14 protein-coding genes are annotated in these 15,814 nt (G+C 67.5%); 6 read left to right on the forward strand and 8 right to left on the reverse strand.

Annotated elements, in window-relative coordinates:
* Positions 1-64: 64 nt before the first annotated feature.
* On the forward strand, positions 65-1,396 hold the full coding sequence (locus D7252_RS15530) for an acyltransferase (RefSeq protein ID WP_120776207.1): 1,332 nt from the start codon (positions 65-67) through the stop codon (positions 1,394-1,396).
* On the opposite strand, the gene D7252_RS15535 is transcribed toward D7252_RS15530, so the two are convergent.
* The 7 genes from D7252_RS15535 to sufB are packed head-to-tail and all read right to left on the reverse strand — an operon-like array spanning position 1,369 to position 7,950.
* Positions 1,369-2,739 carry an MFS transporter gene (locus D7252_RS15535; RefSeq protein WP_120776208.1) on the reverse strand — a complete coding sequence of 457 codons (1,371 nt, stop codon included), beginning with the start codon at positions 2,737-2,739 and terminating at the stop codon, positions 1,369-1,371. The two genes, D7252_RS15530 and D7252_RS15535, sit on opposite strands and share 28 nt — an antisense overlap.
* On the reverse strand, positions 2,736-3,890 hold the full coding sequence (locus D7252_RS15540; RefSeq protein ID WP_120776209.1) for a MalY/PatB family protein: 1,155 nt from the start codon (positions 3,888-3,890) through the stop codon (positions 2,736-2,738). The genes D7252_RS15535 and D7252_RS15540 overlap by 4 nt, the downstream gene beginning before the upstream one ends.
* A gap of 2 nt (positions 3,891-3,892) precedes the next feature.
* Positions 3,893-4,222, reverse strand: coding sequence for a metal-sulfur cluster assembly factor (locus D7252_RS15545; RefSeq protein ID WP_120776210.1), 330 nt, complete (start codon positions 4,220-4,222; stop codon positions 3,893-3,895).
* 9 nt (positions 4,223-4,231) lie between these two features.
* Positions 4,232-5,002: a Fe-S cluster assembly ATPase SufC gene (sufC, locus tag D7252_RS15550; protein WP_120776211.1), complete on the reverse strand. Its 771-nt coding sequence runs from the start codon at positions 5,000-5,002 to the stop codon at positions 4,232-4,234.
* Complete coding sequence (locus D7252_RS15555; RefSeq protein WP_120776212.1) at positions 5,003-5,329, reverse strand: non-heme iron oxygenase ferredoxin subunit; 327 nt, start codon at positions 5,327-5,329, stop codon at positions 5,003-5,005.
* A complete protein-coding gene (sufD, locus tag D7252_RS15560) occupies positions 5,326-6,531 on the reverse strand; it encodes a Fe-S cluster assembly protein SufD (RefSeq protein ID WP_120776213.1) in 1,206 nt (401 codons plus the stop codon). Before sufD ends, D7252_RS15555 begins: the two co-directional genes overlap by 4 nt.
* A complete protein-coding gene (gene sufB / locus D7252_RS15565; RefSeq protein ID WP_120776214.1) occupies positions 6,532-7,950 on the reverse strand; it encodes a Fe-S cluster assembly protein SufB in 1,419 nt (472 codons plus the stop codon).
* A gap of 231 nt (positions 7,951-8,181) precedes the next feature.
* Here sufB and D7252_RS15570 point away from each other — a divergent pair, with 231 nt between their 5' ends.
* Positions 8,182-9,300: a heme A synthase gene (locus tag D7252_RS15570; protein ID WP_120776215.1), complete on the forward strand. Its 1,119-nt coding sequence runs from the start codon at positions 8,182-8,184 to the stop codon at positions 9,298-9,300.
* 66 nt (positions 9,301-9,366) lie between these two features.
* Entirely contained in the window at positions 9,367-9,804 is a 438-nt protein-coding gene (locus D7252_RS15575) for a hypothetical protein (RefSeq protein ID WP_120776216.1), read from the forward strand.
* Between the two features lie 56 nt (positions 9,805-9,860).
* Here the strand turns inward: D7252_RS15575 and D7252_RS15580 are convergent, their stop codons facing one another.
* Entirely contained in the window at positions 9,861-10,781 is a 921-nt protein-coding gene (locus D7252_RS15580; protein ID WP_374225790.1) for a heme o synthase, read from the reverse strand.
* Positions 10,782-10,983: 202 nt separating this feature from the next.
* On the opposite strand from D7252_RS15580, the gene tkt reads away from it, so the two are divergent.
* The 3 genes from tkt to D7252_RS15595 are packed head-to-tail and all read left to right on the forward strand — an operon-like array spanning position 10,984 to position 15,808.
* Positions 10,984-13,095, forward strand: a complete 2,112-nt coding sequence (tkt, locus tag D7252_RS15585; RefSeq protein WP_120777013.1) for a transketolase — start codon at positions 10,984-10,986, stop codon at positions 13,093-13,095.
* Positions 13,092-14,204, forward strand: coding sequence for a transaldolase (gene tal, locus D7252_RS15590; RefSeq protein ID WP_120776218.1), 1,113 nt, complete (start codon positions 13,092-13,094; stop codon positions 14,202-14,204). The genes tkt and tal overlap by 4 nt, the downstream gene beginning before the upstream one ends.
* Complete coding sequence (locus D7252_RS15595; protein ID WP_120776219.1) at positions 14,201-15,808, forward strand: glucose-6-phosphate isomerase; 1,608 nt, start codon at positions 14,201-14,203, stop codon at positions 15,806-15,808. The genes tal and D7252_RS15595 overlap by 4 nt, the downstream gene beginning before the upstream one ends.
* Positions 15,809-15,814 lie beyond the last annotated feature (6 nt).

Below are 15,814 nucleotides of genomic sequence, written 5' to 3' on the forward strand. Positions count from 1 at the left end.
GGGGTGATGTCTGCTCGAACACCGCGTCCATAGTCTTCGGGAACACCGCTCCCGAGGAGGACTCATGGCCATCGTTCAGGCGCCGCACACGGCGGCTCCCCTGCCCCCGCAGACAGCACGACGCGACACCGGAATCGATTTCCTCCGGGCGCTGTGCGTCCTGGGAGTGGTGCTGCTGCACGCGATCATGGTCGGAGTGACTGTCACCGAGGGGACGCCGGTGTTCGACAACGCCAGCGACGGCAGCTGGTGGATCGTGCCGGTGAGCTGGCTGCTGCAGGTGATGCCGATGTTCTTCGTGATCGGCGGCTTCACCGGCCTGCTCGCCTATCGACGTCGGAAGGTCCGCGGCGGCAGGGCGACGGCGTTCGTCGCGGGACGACTGCACCGCCTCCTTCGCCCGGCGGTCTTCACCGTCGCGGTCATCGGCCTTGCTCTGGCGGTGCTCACGGTTGTCGGAGTCCCGGCCGAACTCATCGCGGTCGCCGGCTTCCGCTACGGGCAGCCGCTCTGGTTCCTCGCGGTCTTCCTTCTCTGCCAGGCGCTGATCCCGGTTCTCGCTGCCCTGCACGAGCGGGCCCCCTACCGCACGATCGGGGCCCTGGTGGCCGCATCGGTCCTCGTCGATGCCGCACGCGCCGTCAGCGGCTTCGACGGCCTCGGATTTCTGAACTTGGCCTTCGTCTGGATGGCGCTGCAGCAACTCGGCTTCTTCGTCGCAGACGGCCGTATCGAAGCCCTCAGCCGCCAGATCCGCATCGCGGCCGGCGTCGGCGCTCTCATCGCGCTCGCCATCACCTTCGCCACGGGAATCTACTCTCCCGATCTCATCGCCAACATCAACCCGCCGACAGCCGCCCTCCTGCTCGTGGGAGTCGTTCACACCAGTGTGCTCTCGCTGTCTCGCGACCGACTGGAGCGCGTGAGTCGTCGCCCGCTCGCGGCAGCGTCCACGCAATTCGTCACCCGACGCGCCATGACCATCTACCTCTGGCATATGCCGGTCCTGCTGGCGATGGCCGGCGCCTCCGCCGTGTTCGCCCTCGCGACGGGCGCGCTCCTCCCGGCACCCGGCAGCGCGGACTGGTGGCTCAGTCGCCCGCTCTGGCTCGTGACGGCGGTGGCACTGTCGGCTCTGGCCGCGATCGCGTTCACTCGGTTCGAGACGCAGCCTGCGCCGGAGGAGACGCGCTCTGCCGGGCGGCTGTTCGTCGCCACGCTGCTGGGCTTGATCGGTCTCGTGCTGCTCCTGGCCGTCGGGACGACCGTCTCGACCGCGGTGATCGCGGTCGCTCTCCTCGCCGGGTCGCTTCGCCTCGCCCGGCGCGGGCCCTCGGCATCCGACCCCGTCCCGTCCCCCGGCACCCGTCAGAGCGCCCGCGTCTCCGCCCCGTGACCGAGCCGGAGGCCGGGCACCACCGCCAGCAGCACCAATCCGACACAGAACGCGAAGACCACCCAGAAGGCGTCTGCACCGCCACCGAGCGTCGCCACGCCGAGGCCTGCGAGGGCGATGGCGACAGCGGACGTCGTCGAATCGGAGATCGACAGCGCGGACGAATTGAACCCCTGGTTGCTCTCATCGGAGTACGCCAGCGTCAGCACCGTGAGGCGCGGGTACAGCAACCCCATGCCTCCTCCGGCGAACGCCCAGCCGAGGATGACCGCACCGGGGGCCACAGCGAAGACGGCAGCGAACAGGACGCACAGAAGAGCCACCAGCAGCAGGCTCACACTGATCAGAGTGATGCGACGGTTACCCAGCAGCTCGCCGTACTTCCCCTGCAGAGCGGATGCTCCCGCCCACGCGAACGCCGCGAGCATCAGCGCGATACCCGCCCAGGTCGCGGTGAACGCGAAACGTTCCATCAGCAGATACGGGATGTACGCTTCCGCCGCGAAGAACGCACTGGCTGCGATGCCACGCATCAGCACGACACTCGGGAGCCCCTCTCCCGCCCGCAGTGTCCCCCGGGGCAGCAGTGGGAGCACAGCGAAGCCGATCAGGGCCACCGCTCCGAGCGCGACGGGCCATCCGGTCGTGGGTGGCATGTCTGCGGAGAACCCGATGACGACAGCGAGGACCGCGACGACCACGGCGAGCAGCAGCCGGGTGATCAAGGCGCGTCCGTCCTGAGGCTCGCCGTGACCGAGGCCGACGCCCCGCAGGCGCACCGCGATCATGAGGAACGCCACGGCCGTCAACACCGCGACCCCGAGGAACGCCCACCGCCAGTCGAGGTACTCTGCGACCGCTCCCGCCAGGAACGGACCGATCATCGACGGAACGACCCAGGCGGCAGCGAACGCGGCGAAGATCCGCCCGTGCAGGTGCGCCGGATAGAGGCGCGCCACCACGACGTACAGAGCGACCGTCTGGCCACCGGCGCCGAGACCTTGGACGAGGCGCCCGATGAGGAACTGCTCCATGGTCGAGGCGAAACCTGAGATGAGCAGGCCGACGATGAACAGCGACACCGCCACGTACAAGGCGCCGCGCGGGCCACGGGCATCGGCCCACGCGCCTGCGGCGACCATGCCGATCACGCTCGTCGCCAGGGTTCCGGCGAAGGCCACCGCGTAGAGCGCCTCGCCGTTCAGCGCTGCGCTGACCAACGGCATGACGGTGGTCACCGCCAGCGCCTCGATCGCCCCGAGGAAGATCAGCGCCACCGCGCCCAGGGTCACCCAGATGCGGTGGCGGTCCCAGATCGACGCGGCGGTATCAGGAAGTGTCATCGGTCGACGAGACGCGCGATGCGATCGATCGCCTCGGTGATGATCTCCGGACTCGTCCCGAAGTTCAGCCGGACGTGCCCCGCACCTTCCGCGCCGAAGGCCGGACCGAAGTGCAGCGCGACCTTCGCCTCCTTCAGGATGCGCTTTGCCGGATTGTCTCCCCAGCCCAACTCGGACAGATCGATCCAGGCGAGATAACCGGCGTCGGGGATGCGGTAGCGCGCGCCGGGAAGGCGTGATTCCAGCAACTCGCCCAAGAGCCGGCGATTCTCATCGAGAGTGTGGAGCAAGCCGTCAAGCCACTCGTCGCTCTCCTCGGCGAACGCGGCCACGGCAGCCAGCAGACCGAACTGACCGGTGCGCCACTCGACCTCGACCGGGAGGCGGCGGACGATCGCGCTCGTCGGCTCGTCGGCGGTGACCATCAGGGCGCACTTGAGGCCGGCGAGGTTGAAGGCCTTGCTTGCGCTGACGACGGCGAATCCCACGCGTCGAGCGGCGTCGCCCGCGGCCAGGAAGGGTGTGAAACCGGTGCCCGGCTGCGCCAGTGGTGCATGGATCTCGTCCGAGACCACCGTGGCTCCGAACTGGTCGGCAAGCTCGGCGAGGTCGGCGAGGGCCTCACGGGTGTGGACGGTGCCCGTCGGGTTGTGTGGGTTGCAGAGCAGGAGCGCCCTCGCGCCGTCTTCGAAGGCAGAGCGGATGCCGTCGAGATCGAGCTCCCATGCCGAGCCGGTGTCCCGGAGCGGAACCCTTTCCACCTCCGCTCCGGCCTCGGCGACGAGCTCGTAGAACGGCGGGTATACGGGCGGCGTCACCACCACCCGATCCCCGGGCTGCGTGACGCGGCGCAGGATCTCCACGATCCCCATGCTCACGTCGGCGGTGCTCCGCATCCGAGCGGGATCGGGGTCCCACCCGAAACGTCGGTGCGCGAATGCGGCGAAGGAATTCGCGAGCGGGGTGCGCGACGCGACGTATCCGGTGTCTCCCGCGTCGACGGCGCGCCGAAGCGTCGCGGTGATCGCCGGCGCCAACGGGAAGTCGGTCTCCGCGACGAACAACGGCAGAACATCCGCGGGATACTCCCGCCACTTCTCACTGCTGCGTCTGCGGAGATCCGCCAAAGGCAGAGCGGTGACCCGCTGCATCCCTAGATCGCGAAACCGAGTGCGCGCATCATGTCGCGACCGTCGTCGGTGATCTTCTCGGGGCCCCACGGCGGCATCCACACCCAGTTGATGCGGAAGCGATCCACGACGTTGTCCAGCGCCTGTGCGGTCTGCTCCTCGAGCACGTCGGTGAGCGGGCAGCCGGCGCTGGTCAGCGTCATGTGGATGACGAGAGCGTCGTTCTCGTCATCCCACGCGAGATCGTAGATGAGCCCGAGGTCGACGACATTGATCCCCAGCTCGGGATCCATGACGTCTTTCAGGGCTTCGGTGACCTCGTCGTATTTCTGGTCTGCGAGCGTCGCGGTCATGCGGCCAGCCTACGCCTCGATGGGGGCAGCGGGGTCGAGGAAACGGTCGTAGCCCTCGTCCTCGAGCCGGTCAGCAAGCTCCGGGCCGCCCTCTTCGACGATCTTTCCCGCGACGACGACGTGAACGAAGTCGGGCCGGATGTAGCGGAGGATGCGCGTGTAGTGAGTGATGAGGAGCACGCCGAGTCCCGTGGACTCCTTCGCTCGGTTGACACCCTCGGAAACGATCTTCAGCGCGTCGACGTCGAGGCCGGAGTCGGTCTCGTCGAGAATGGCGAACTTCGGCTTGAGCACCTCGAGCTGGAGGATCTCGTGGCGCTTCTTCTCGCCACCGGAGAAGCCTTCGTTGACGTTGCGCTGAGCGAACTTCGGGTCCATGCGCAGGTTGGCCATCGACGCCTTGACGTCCTTAGTCCAGCCGCGGATCGCGGGTGCTTCGCCGTCGAGCGCGGTCTTCGCCGTGCGGAGGAAGTTCGTCACCGTCACACCGGGGATCTCCACCGGGTACTGCATGGCGAGGAACAGCCCTGCGCGGGCGCGCTCGTCCACGCTCATCGCCAGGACGTCCTGGCCGTCGAACGTGATCGAACCGGAGGTCACCGTGTACTTCGGGTGCCCGGCGATCGTGTACGCGAGCGTCGACTTGCCCGAGCCGTTGGGGCCCATGATCGCGTGCGTCTCACCGGTGTTCATGGTGAGCGTGATTCCGTTGAGGATCGGGGTGGCCCCCGCCTCGGTCTCGACCGTCACGTACAGGTCGCGGATCTCGAGAACAGACATTCAGACTTCCTTCGTCACGGTCGGGTCGATGAGCACGTCGTCGCCGTCGATCTCGACGACGTAGACCGGGACGGGCTCATAAGCGGGGAGGTTCTGGGGTTTTCCGGTGATCAGGGAGAACGCGGAGCCGTGAGCCCAGCATTCCACCGTGTCGCCTTCGACGAAACCCTCGGAGAGAGAGATGTCGCCATGGGTGCACACGTCGCCGATGGCATGGATCACGCCTTCGCCGTCTTTGATGACGGTGATGGGCACGCCGCCCGGGTCGACCCGGATGGGCATGTCCTGCTCGAGGTCTGCGACACCGCAGACGCGCTCGGCGCTCACGCGCTCACCACCGACAGCTCGGTCTCGATCGCGTCGAGCAGTTCGGCTTCGAGCGCGGGGATGCCGAGGCGCTGAACGATGTCGGTGAGGAATCCGAGCACCACGAGGCGTCGCGCTTCTTCTTCACTGATACCGCGCGCCTGCAGGTAGAACAGCTGCTCGTCGTCGAAGCGACCCGTCGCGCTGGCGTGCCCGGCACCGAGGATGTCGCCGGTCTCGATCTCGAGGTTCGGGATCGAGTCTGCACGAGCGCCCTCGGTGAGTACGAGGTTGCGGTTGGCTTCATAGGAGTCGGTGCCCGTGGCGTTCGCGCCGATGAGCACGTCGCCGATCCAGACGCTGTGCGCATTCTTTCCCTGCAGCGCACCCTTGTAGAGCACGTCGCCCTTGGTGTGCGGGCCCTTGTGGTGCAGGTAGACCTGGCTCTCGAAGTGCTGACCGGCATCCGCGTAAGAGAGCCCGTACATGTACCCCTCGGATCCCGCGCCCGCCAACTCCAGATTGGGGTTCACCCGGACCACGCCGCCACCGAAGGTGACCACGAAGTGCTTCAGTGTGGCGTCTGCACCGACACGCGCCTGGTGCGCCGAGGCATGCAGCGCGTCATCTTCCCACTGCTGCAGGCTGATGACCGTGAGCTTCGCCCCGTCGCGGACGATGATCTCGAGGTTCTGCACGTACTGCGCCGAACCGGTGTGCTGCAGCACGACGGTGGCGGAGCTGTGCTCAAGGGCCTCGATCACGATGTGCGCGTCCGCGCGACGGTCGGCGCCCAGCCCGGCGAGCGACAGCAGCACGGGCTCCGCGACCTCTTCCTCACGGGGAATCCGGATGTGCAGCGCTTCGGGCGAACCCTGCCACGCGACAGCCGACGTGATGTCTTCGGCGAGGAACACCTCACCGCGGGGTGCGTCGCCCACGGCGAGCGGTGCGGAGACGTACTGCTCACCCGCGCCGAACGTGTAGCGGATGCCGTCGTTCGCGGTCGCTGCCGAGAACAACGGCCTCAGCTGAGCCACCGGAGTGTGCTTCCAGTTGACCTCGCGACCGGTGGGTACGCCGAAGTCATTCGGTTCGAACGAGTGCGGGCGCTCGGACCGGGTCTGGATCGGAGTGAAACCGGCCGCCGTCACCCGGGCCGCCGGATCTACGTGCGCGTTCGTATGCTGCGTCTCTTCGGACGCCGTAGCCTGAGCCACCATCTAGCCGACACTGCCTTCCATGCCCATCTCGATGAGCTTGTTCAACTCCATCGCGTACTCCATCGGCAGCTCTCGTGCGATCGGCTCGATGAAGCCGCGCACGATCATCGCCATCGCCTCGTCCTCGGGCATGCCGCGGGACTGCAGGTAGAACAGCTGCTCCTCGCTCACCTTCGACACGGTGGCCTCGTGACCGAGCTGCACGTCGTCGACCCGGATGTCGATCGCCGGATACGTGTCCGAGCGTGACTTGGTGTCGACGAGCAGAGCGTCACAGCGCACGGTGTTGGCCGAGTGGTGCGCATTCGCGTCCACTCGAACCTCGCCGCGGTAGCCGGCGCGGCCGCCACCACGAGCGATCGACTTCGAGACGATCGACGACTGGGTGTACGGCGCCATGTGGATCATCTTGGCGCCGGCGTCCTGATGCTGTCCGGGGCCCGCGAAGGCGACGGAGAGCGTCTCGCCCTTGGCGTGCTCACCCATCAGGTAGATGGACGGGTACTTCATCGTCACCTTGGAGCCGATGTTGCCGTCGACCCACTCCATGGTCGCGCCCTCGTGTGCGACCGCACGCTTGGTGACCAGGTTGTAGACGTTGTTCGACCAGTTCTGGATCGTCGTGTAGCGCACGCGGGCGTTCTTCTTCACGATGATCTCGACCACGGCGGAGTGCAGCGAGTCCGACTTGTAGATCGGGGCCGTGCAGCCCTCGATGTAGTGGATGTAGCTGTCTTCGTCGGCGATGATCAGGGTCCGCTCGAACTGGCCCATGTTCTCGGTGTTGATGCGGAAGTACGCCTGCAGCGGGATCTCGACGTGGACGCCCTTGGGCACGTACACGAAGGAACCGCCCGACCAGACCGCGGTGTTGAGCGCGGCGAACTTGTTGTCCCCGGCGGGGATGACGGTGCCGAAGTACTCTTCGAAGAACTCGGGGTGCTCACGGAGCGCGGTGTCGGTGTCCATGAAGATGACACCCTGCTGCTCCAGATCCTCGCGGATCTGGTGGTAGACGACCTCGGACTCGTACTGCGCGGCGACGCCGGCGACGAGACGCTGGCGCTCGGCCTCGGGGATCCCGAGCCGCTCGTACGTCTCCCGGATCTCCACAGGCAGGTCCTCCCAGGACTGCGCCTGCTTCTCGGTGGAGCGCACGAAGTATTTGATGTTGTCGAAGTCGATCTCGCTGAGGTCTGCACCCCAGGTCGGCATCGGCTTCTTGCCGAAGAGCTGGTATCCCTTGAGACGGGTCTTCAGCATCCATTCCGGCTCTTGCTTGAGAGCCGAAATTCCGCGGACGACGTCTTCGGAGATACCGCGCTTCGCGATCGCGCCAGCGGCATCCTCATCATGCCAGCCGAATTCGTACACCCCCAGCCCTTCGAGCTCCGGGCGGTCGATCAGCACATCCGACATCACACTCTCCTCACAGGTCCCGAAACGGTGTCATCCGCCCCGGCACACGTGATCCCCGTCGAGTCTGCGGGAACGTGTGCCGTTGGTGGGCCCTCATCACCGGCGCAGTCATCGCGCCTAAACTGTTGTCAATGCTTCAGCGCTGTCAGCGCTCATCGCAACAATCCGATTCTACAGGTTCCGCCTGACAGCCGGGCCGTGCCCGCTGACTCATCGCGGTCCGGAGGACCTATGCCCGACACGACGACCCCCGCCCCCACCTCGGCCCCGCACGGGCGTCGACGCGGAGAAACGGTCCACGCCGCGACGACCGGACGCGCCCTTCGTATCCTCGCGTGGTTGTCGTTCATCAGCGAGACGATCATCATCGGTACGGGCGGGGCGGTCCGGCTCACCGGCTCGGGCCTCGGCTGCTCGGAGTGGCCGCTGTGCACGCCGGAGTCGCTCGTCCCCACCCCGGAGCAGGGCATCCACGGCGTCATCGAGTTCGGCAACCGTCTGATGACGGGCGTCGTCGGCATCATCGCGATCGCCGTCGTCCTGCTCGTCCTGCACGCGGTCAACGGCTCGCGGGCCCTTCGCGTCGCGCTGTTGTTCGCCGGCGGCGGCATCCTCGCGGCCGGAGCGGCCTTCGCCATCGCCTCACCGATGAACATCCCCGCGTTCCCCGTCGCCGCCGCCGTGCTGCTCGCGGTGACCATCGCGGCAGCCGTGCAATCGGTACGCAGCACCGAAGAGCGGCGGGATCTCGTGTTGCTGGCGTGGATCACCCTCGTCGGAGTGGTCGCCCAGGCGTTCGTCGGCGGCATCACCGTGCTGACGGGACTCAACCCGTTCATCGTCGGATTCCACTACACCTCGTCGCTGCTGCTGGTGTGCGTCACGGCCGCTTTCCTGGTTCGCCTCAACGCGCCGGCAGGCCACCGCGTGCTCGCGGTTCCGCGCTGGTTCGCCGTGCTGACGCACGTCACGGGCCTCGCCCTGGCGATGACGATCGTCTTCGGGGTGCTGACCACCGGCTCGGGCCCGCACTCAGGGGACGCCGATGTCCTTCGGCACGGCTTCGATGCGACCGTGCTCGCCCACGTGCACTCCTGGCCGGGCTACATCCTCGCCGGGCTGGTGGCGGTCCTGACCATCGCCGCGTGGAAGCTTCGGCTCGAGCCGCGGCGCTGGCTGCTGGTGCTCGTGTTCGCGATCCTCGTTCAGGTCGGGGTCGGAGTCTGGCAGGCGAGAGAAGGACTTCCCCCGCTGCTGGTCGGCATCCACATGGTGCTCGCCGCCCTGTCCGCCGCCGCCTACACGGTCGTCGTCCTCCACCTCCGCCGCCCGGCCGACGTGCGCGACTGAGCGGGCACAGTCGATCCATAGCTCGCTCATCGGCGTCTCATCGTCGGCGCCGCGAGGGTGGACGGCATGAACACCTCACTGTCACGCAACATCGCCTACTGGCTTCTGCTCGTCGGCTCCCTCGCTTCCGTCTTCATGGGTGGCTGGCTGATCCTGGGCCAGATCGGCACGATGACCACCACTTTGCTCGACGGCACCGCCACCGGTATCGAGGTCTACGTGGGTCAATCGCTCGTCGTCGTGGGGGCTGTCGTTCTCGGCGCAGGAATCATCGGGCTCCTGCTCGCTCTCGCCCTCGGGGCGGCCAAATCCCTCCGTTCCCCGGTGACCGTCGTGGATGAGCCGGCGGATGACACCCCGGCGGCCGAAGTCTCGGACCGCGCGGACAGCGACGACAGCGACCGCAGCGAAGCCCGTGCGGATGCGGCCATCGTCGACGACGCGCCCGCCGACCTCCCCGACACCCGGCCGGAGACGGAAGCACAGCCCGCCGTCACCCGCTGATCCAGAGAAGAGCGGCGCCGAGCGATCGGCGCCGCTCTTCTGCGTAGCGGCTGGGCCTAGAAGGGCAGCAGCGGATCGATCGCGACGGCGACGAAGATCAACGTCAGGTACGTGATGGATGCGTGGAACACGCGCATCGGCCGGGCCTCGGTCCCGTGCACGGCGCGGTTGTAGAGGCGGTGCGACTCATAGATGAACCAGCCGCCGAAGACCAGCGCCGACACCGTGTACACCAGGCCCATTCCCGCGATCGGCACCAGGAGCAGCGAGCACGCCACCGTCGCCCAGGCGTAGAGGATCACCTGGAGGCCGACCTGCGAGGCGTTGCGGGTGACACCGAGCATCGGCACATCGACGTCCTGGTAGTCGTCCTTGTACTTCATCGACAGCGGCCAGTAGTGGGGCGGCGTCCAGAGGAACACGAGCAGGAAGAGGATGAAGGCCGGCCAGTCGAGCGATCCCGTGACGGCGGACCAGCCGATGAGCACCGGGAAGCATCCGGCGATGCCACCCCAGACGATGTTCTGCTCGGTACGACGCTTGAGGATCATCGTGTAGATCACGACGTAGAAGAAGATGGCCACGGCCGACAGCGTCGCAGCGAGCCAGTTCGTCGTGAGGGCGAGCCACACCGTCGACACGATGGCGAGCGTCCACGAGAAGATCAGTGCTCCGCGGGGGCTGACCTCGCCTGTCACCAAGGGCCGGTTCTCGGTCCGGTGCATATGCGCGTCGATGTCGCGATCGAGGTACATGTTGAAGGCAGCGGCGGATCCGGCGCTCAGCGAGCCGCCGATGACGGTCGCCAACACCAGGCGCATGTCGGGAAGCCCACCCTGAGCGAGGAACATCACGGGAACCGTCGAGACGAGGAGCAACTCCAGCACGCGCGGCTTCGTCAACGTGACGTACGCCTTCACCGTGCGGCCGACGGACGACTTCTTCACGGTCTGATCAGACATCGTCGAGATCTCGATCGCCTCCTCCGCACACGTTCCCGGACAACCTCTCCAGTGTATGACACCGGATGACGTGATCCGCCTCGCGAGTCCGGTGGCGGCGGGTGCCTCCCCGCTATGCTGAAAACACTCGCGCGCCCGGCGCTGTGCACACCTCCGTGACGTTGCGGATGCGCAAGGGAATACGGGCGCCCTCGAAACTGTCGGAAAGGGCATGAACGTGTCGGAATTGCAGTGGGACGAGATCGATCGGCGCGCGGTGGACACCGCACGAATCCTGGCGGCCGATGCCGTGGAGAAGGTCGGTAACGGGCACCCCGGCACGGCCATGAGCCTCGCGCCCGCCGCGTACCTCCTCTACCAGCGCGTTCTGCGCCACGACCCCGCCGACACCGATTGGCTCGGCCGCGACCGTTTCGTCCTCTCCGTCGGACACTCGTCCCTCACCCAGTACGTCGAGCTCTATCTCGGCGGCTTCGGTCTCGAACTCGACGACCTCAAGGCGCTGCGCACGTGGGGCTCCCTCACTCCCGGTCACCCGGAGTACGGCCACACCAAGGGCGTCGAGATCACCACGGGTCCCCTCGGTCAGGGCCTCGCCTCCGCTGTCGGCTTCGCGTACGCCGCCCGCTACGAGCGCGGCCTGTTCGATCCGGATGCCGCAGCCGGCACGAGCCCGTTCGACCACTTCGTCTACGTCATCGCCGGCGACGGCGACCTGCAGGAGGGCGTCACCAGCGAAGCATCGTCGCTCGCAGGCCACCAGCAGCTGGGCAACCTGATCGCCATCTACGACTCCAACCAGATCTCCATCGAGGACGACACCAACGTCGCTTTCACCGAAGACGTCGCCGCGCGCTACGAGGCATACGGCTGGCAGGTCCAGACGGTCGACTGGAAGAAGACCGGCGAGTACGTCGAAGACATCGCCGAGCTCCACGCGGCCATCGAGGCGGCGAAGGCTGAGACCGACAAGCCGTCGCTGATCATCCTGAAGACCATCATCGGCTGGCCGTCACCGGGCAAGCAGAACTCCGGCAAGATCCACGGTTCGGCCCTCGGCGCCGACGAGCTGGCCGCGACGAAGAAGGTTCTGGGTTTCGACCCGGAGCAGACCTTCGAGGTCGCGGAGGACGTCCTCGCCCACACCCGCGGACTCGCAGAGCGCGCGGCCGAAGAGCGCGCCGCCTGGCAGGAATCGTTCGACGCGTGGGCCGCAGCCAACCCGGAGCGCAAGGCGCTTCTGGATCGGCTCGAGGCCGGCGAGCTGCCGAGCGACATCACCGCTGCTCTCCCCGTCTTCGAAGCCGGCAAGGAGGTCTCCACCCGCGCCGCATCGGGCAAGGTGATCAACGCGCTGGCGGCGGAGCTTCCCGAGCTCTGGGGCGGGTCCGCCGACCTCGCCGAGTCGAACCTGACGACCATCAAGGAGGCTCCGTCCTTCATCCCCGCCGAGTGGTCGACCCACGAATGGTCCGGCACGCCCTACGGTCGGGTGCTGCACTTCGGTATCCGCGAGCATGCCATGGGCGCGATCGTCAACGGCATCGTCCTGCACGGCAAGACGCGCGCTTTCGGTGGCACCTTCCTCATCTTCAGCGACTACATGCGCCCCTCGGTACGTCTCGCCGCGCTCATGAACGTTCCGAGCATCTTCGTGTGGACGCATGACTCCGTCGCGCTCGGGGAGGACGGGCCGACCCACCAGCCCGTCGAGCAGCTCGCCACGCTGCGAGCCATCCCGAACCTCGCTGTCGTGCGTCCGGCCGACGCCAACGAGACGGCCGTCGCCTGGCTCGAGATCCTCCGCCGCCAGGCGGGTCCGGCAGGTCTCGCGCTCACCCGCCAGAACATCCCGGTGTTCGAGCGCGGCGAGGGCGCGGCATCCGGCGACGCGTTCGCCTCCGCATCGGAAGCGGTCAAAGGCGCGTACGTGCTCGCCGAGGCCCCGAACGGAGAGCCGGATGTCATCATCATCGCGACCGGTTCCGAGGTGCAGCTGGCCGTGAACGCGCGCGCCGCACTCGCCGAGGAGGGCGTGAACGTCCGCGTCGTCTCGGCCCCGTCGCTGGAGTGGTTCGCCGAGCAGGACGAGGCCTACCGCGAGAGTGTGCTTCCGCCGTCGGTGACGGCCCGCGTCTCGGTCGAGGCGGGCTCCGTGCTCAGCTGGCGCGGAATCGTCGGCGACCGCGGACGATCCATCGGCATCGACCACTTCGGCGCCTCCGCCGACTACAAGACCCTGTTCGAGAAGTTCGGTATCACCACCGAGGCCGTCATCGCGGCCGCGCGTGAGACCATCGCCGCACACAGCACCAAGGAGAACGCATGAGCACCCCCACCGCACAGCTCGCCGCCGCAGGTGTCAGCATCTGGCTCGACGACCTTTCCCGCACCCGTATCTCCTCCGGCAACCTCGCCGAGCTGATCGAGGCCCGCGACGTCACCGGCGTCACGACCAACCCGACGATCTTCGCCAACGCGATCACCGACAAGAACGACACGTCGTACGACGCGCAGGTCACCGAGCTCGCCGCATCCGGGGCCAGCGCCGAGGAGGCCGTCTTCGCGGCGACCACCCAGGACGTGGCCGCTGCTCTCGACGTGTTCCGCCCCGTCTGGGAGAAGTCGGGCCACGTCGACGGGCGCGTCTCGATCGAGGTCTCCCCCGATCTCGCGCACGACACCGCGGGGACGGTCGCGCAGGCGAAGGAGCTGTGGGCGAAGATCGACCGCCCCAACCTCCTGGTGAAGATTCCCGCGACGAAGGCCGGGCTTCCCGCGATCACCGAAGCGATCGCGGCGGGCATCAGCGTCAACGTCACGCTCATCTTCAGCCTCGAGCGCTACGCCGAGGTCATCGACGCCTACCTGACGGGTCTCGAGCGCGCACACAGCGCAGATTTCGACCTCTCGAACATCCACTCGGTCGCATCGTTCTTCGTGTCGCGCGTCGACACCGAGACCGACAAGCGCCTGTCGGCGGTCGGAACCGACGCCGCGAACGCGCTGAAGAGCAAGGCGGGCCTCGCCAACGCTCGTCTGGCCTACGAGCTGTTCGAGCACACGTTCGCGGAGAAGCGCGCGCAGGATCTGCTGGCCGTGGGAGCCAACCTGCAGCGCCCGCTGTGGGCATCGACCGGCGTCAAGGACCCCGCTCTCCCCGACACGCTGTACGTCACCGAGCTCGTGGCTCAGGGAGTCGTGAACACGATGCCTGAGAAGACGCTCGAGGCGACGGCGGACCACGCGGTCATCACCGGTGACACGATCACGGGCGGCTACGACGAGGCACGCGCGGTCTTCGCCGGAATCGCCGACGCCGGAATCGATTTCGACGACGTCACGCGGGTTCTGGAAGAGGAGGGCGTCGCGAAGTTCATCGACTCCTGGCACGACCTGCTCGCCCAGGTCACCGAAGCGCTCGAGGCGCAGCGATGACGTTCGCCATCCACACATCCGGCGCCGCACGCGCTGCGATCGACGAGGTCGTCCCGGCGCTGGTCCGCGACCTCGTCGCCTCCCGCATCACCGGCGGCGATTCCACGCTCTGGGGCCCCGCTGCGGAGGCCGAAGCGGCTGTGCGACTGGGATGGGTCGAGGCGGTATCCGTCTCGCGGCCGCTGGTCGCCGAGATCACCGCTCTCCGTGACGCTCTCACGGCGAAGGGCGTCACGCGTGTCGTCCTCGCGGGTATGGGCGGTTCGTCGCTCGCCCCCGAGGTGATCGCGCAGACCGCCGGTGTTCCGCTGACGATCCTCGACTCGACCGCTCCCGGTCAGGTGCTCGCCGCGCTCGATGCGGGACTCTCCGCCACCGTCCTCGTCGTGTCATCCAAGTCGGGTTCCACGGTCGAGACGGATTCGCAGCGCCGCACTTTCGAAGCGGCGTTCCGCGACCTCGGAATCGATCCCACCGAGCGCATCGTCGTCGTCACGGACCCCGGTTCCCCGCTCGACGTCTCCGCTCGCGAGGCCGGGTACCGCGTGTTCAACGCAGACCCGAATGTCGGTGGCCGTTACTCGGCACTCACCGCCTTCGGACTCGTGCCCGCCGGCCTCGCCGGTGTCGACATCGACGAGCTCCTCAATGAGGCAGAGGCTTCGCTGCTCGAGGTCGCCGTCGACTCCGCTGAGAACCCCGGCCTGCGTCTGGGAGCGGCCATCGCGGCGACCCAGCCTCGTCGCGACAAGCTCGGTCTCGTCACCGACGGCACGCACATCAACGGTCTTCCGGACTGGATCGAACAGCTCATCGCCGAATCCACGGGCAAGGAGGGCACCGGAATCCTGCCGGTCGTCCTGCTGCCCGTGTCGCCGGAACTCGATGCGAAACCCGCCGACCTGCAGATCGTCCGCATCGTCGATGACGCCAACGAGTTCCATCTCCACGAGCGCCATGAAGGCGAGATCCTCGTCAGCGGCACTCTGGGTGCGCAGCTCGTCGTCTGGGAATACGCCACGGCGATCGCGGGACACCTGCTGGGGATCAACCCGTTCGATCAGCCGGACGTCGAGTCCGCGAAGATCGCCGCCCGCGGACTCCTCGACGCACGCCCCGAGCCCACGACTCCCGCGTTCACGGAGAACGGCATCGAGGTGCGCGTCTCCGACCCGACGCTCGCGGTCTCGGGGAATATCGAGGGCGTGCTGGATGCTCTCTGGGCGCAGCTGCCCGCCGACGGCTACGTGTCGATCCAGGCGTACGTCAACAGGCTCGAGGTCCCGCAGCTCCAGGGCCTGCGCGAGCTCGTCGCCGCCGACTCCGGACGTCCGACCACCTTCGGCTGGGGCCCGCGTTTCCTGCACTCCACCGGCCAGTACCACAAGGGCGGACCGGCGCAGGGTGTCTTCCTGCAGATCCTGGAGCGCACCGACGTCGACCTCGAGATCCCCGAGCGGCCCTTCACGTTCGGTCAGCTCATCCAGGCACAGGCGGCCGGCGATGCCGGCGTGCTCGCCGAGCACGGCCGTCCGGTCGTCTCCTTGACGATCACGGAGTCCTCGGACGACGTCCTCGCCCTCTTCGAAGCCGCCCAGAAGTAGACAGCA

The sequence above is a fragment of the Microbacterium sp. CGR2 genome, from assembly GCF_003626735.1.
GTDB lineage: Bacteria > Actinomycetota > Actinomycetes > Actinomycetales > Microbacteriaceae > Microbacterium.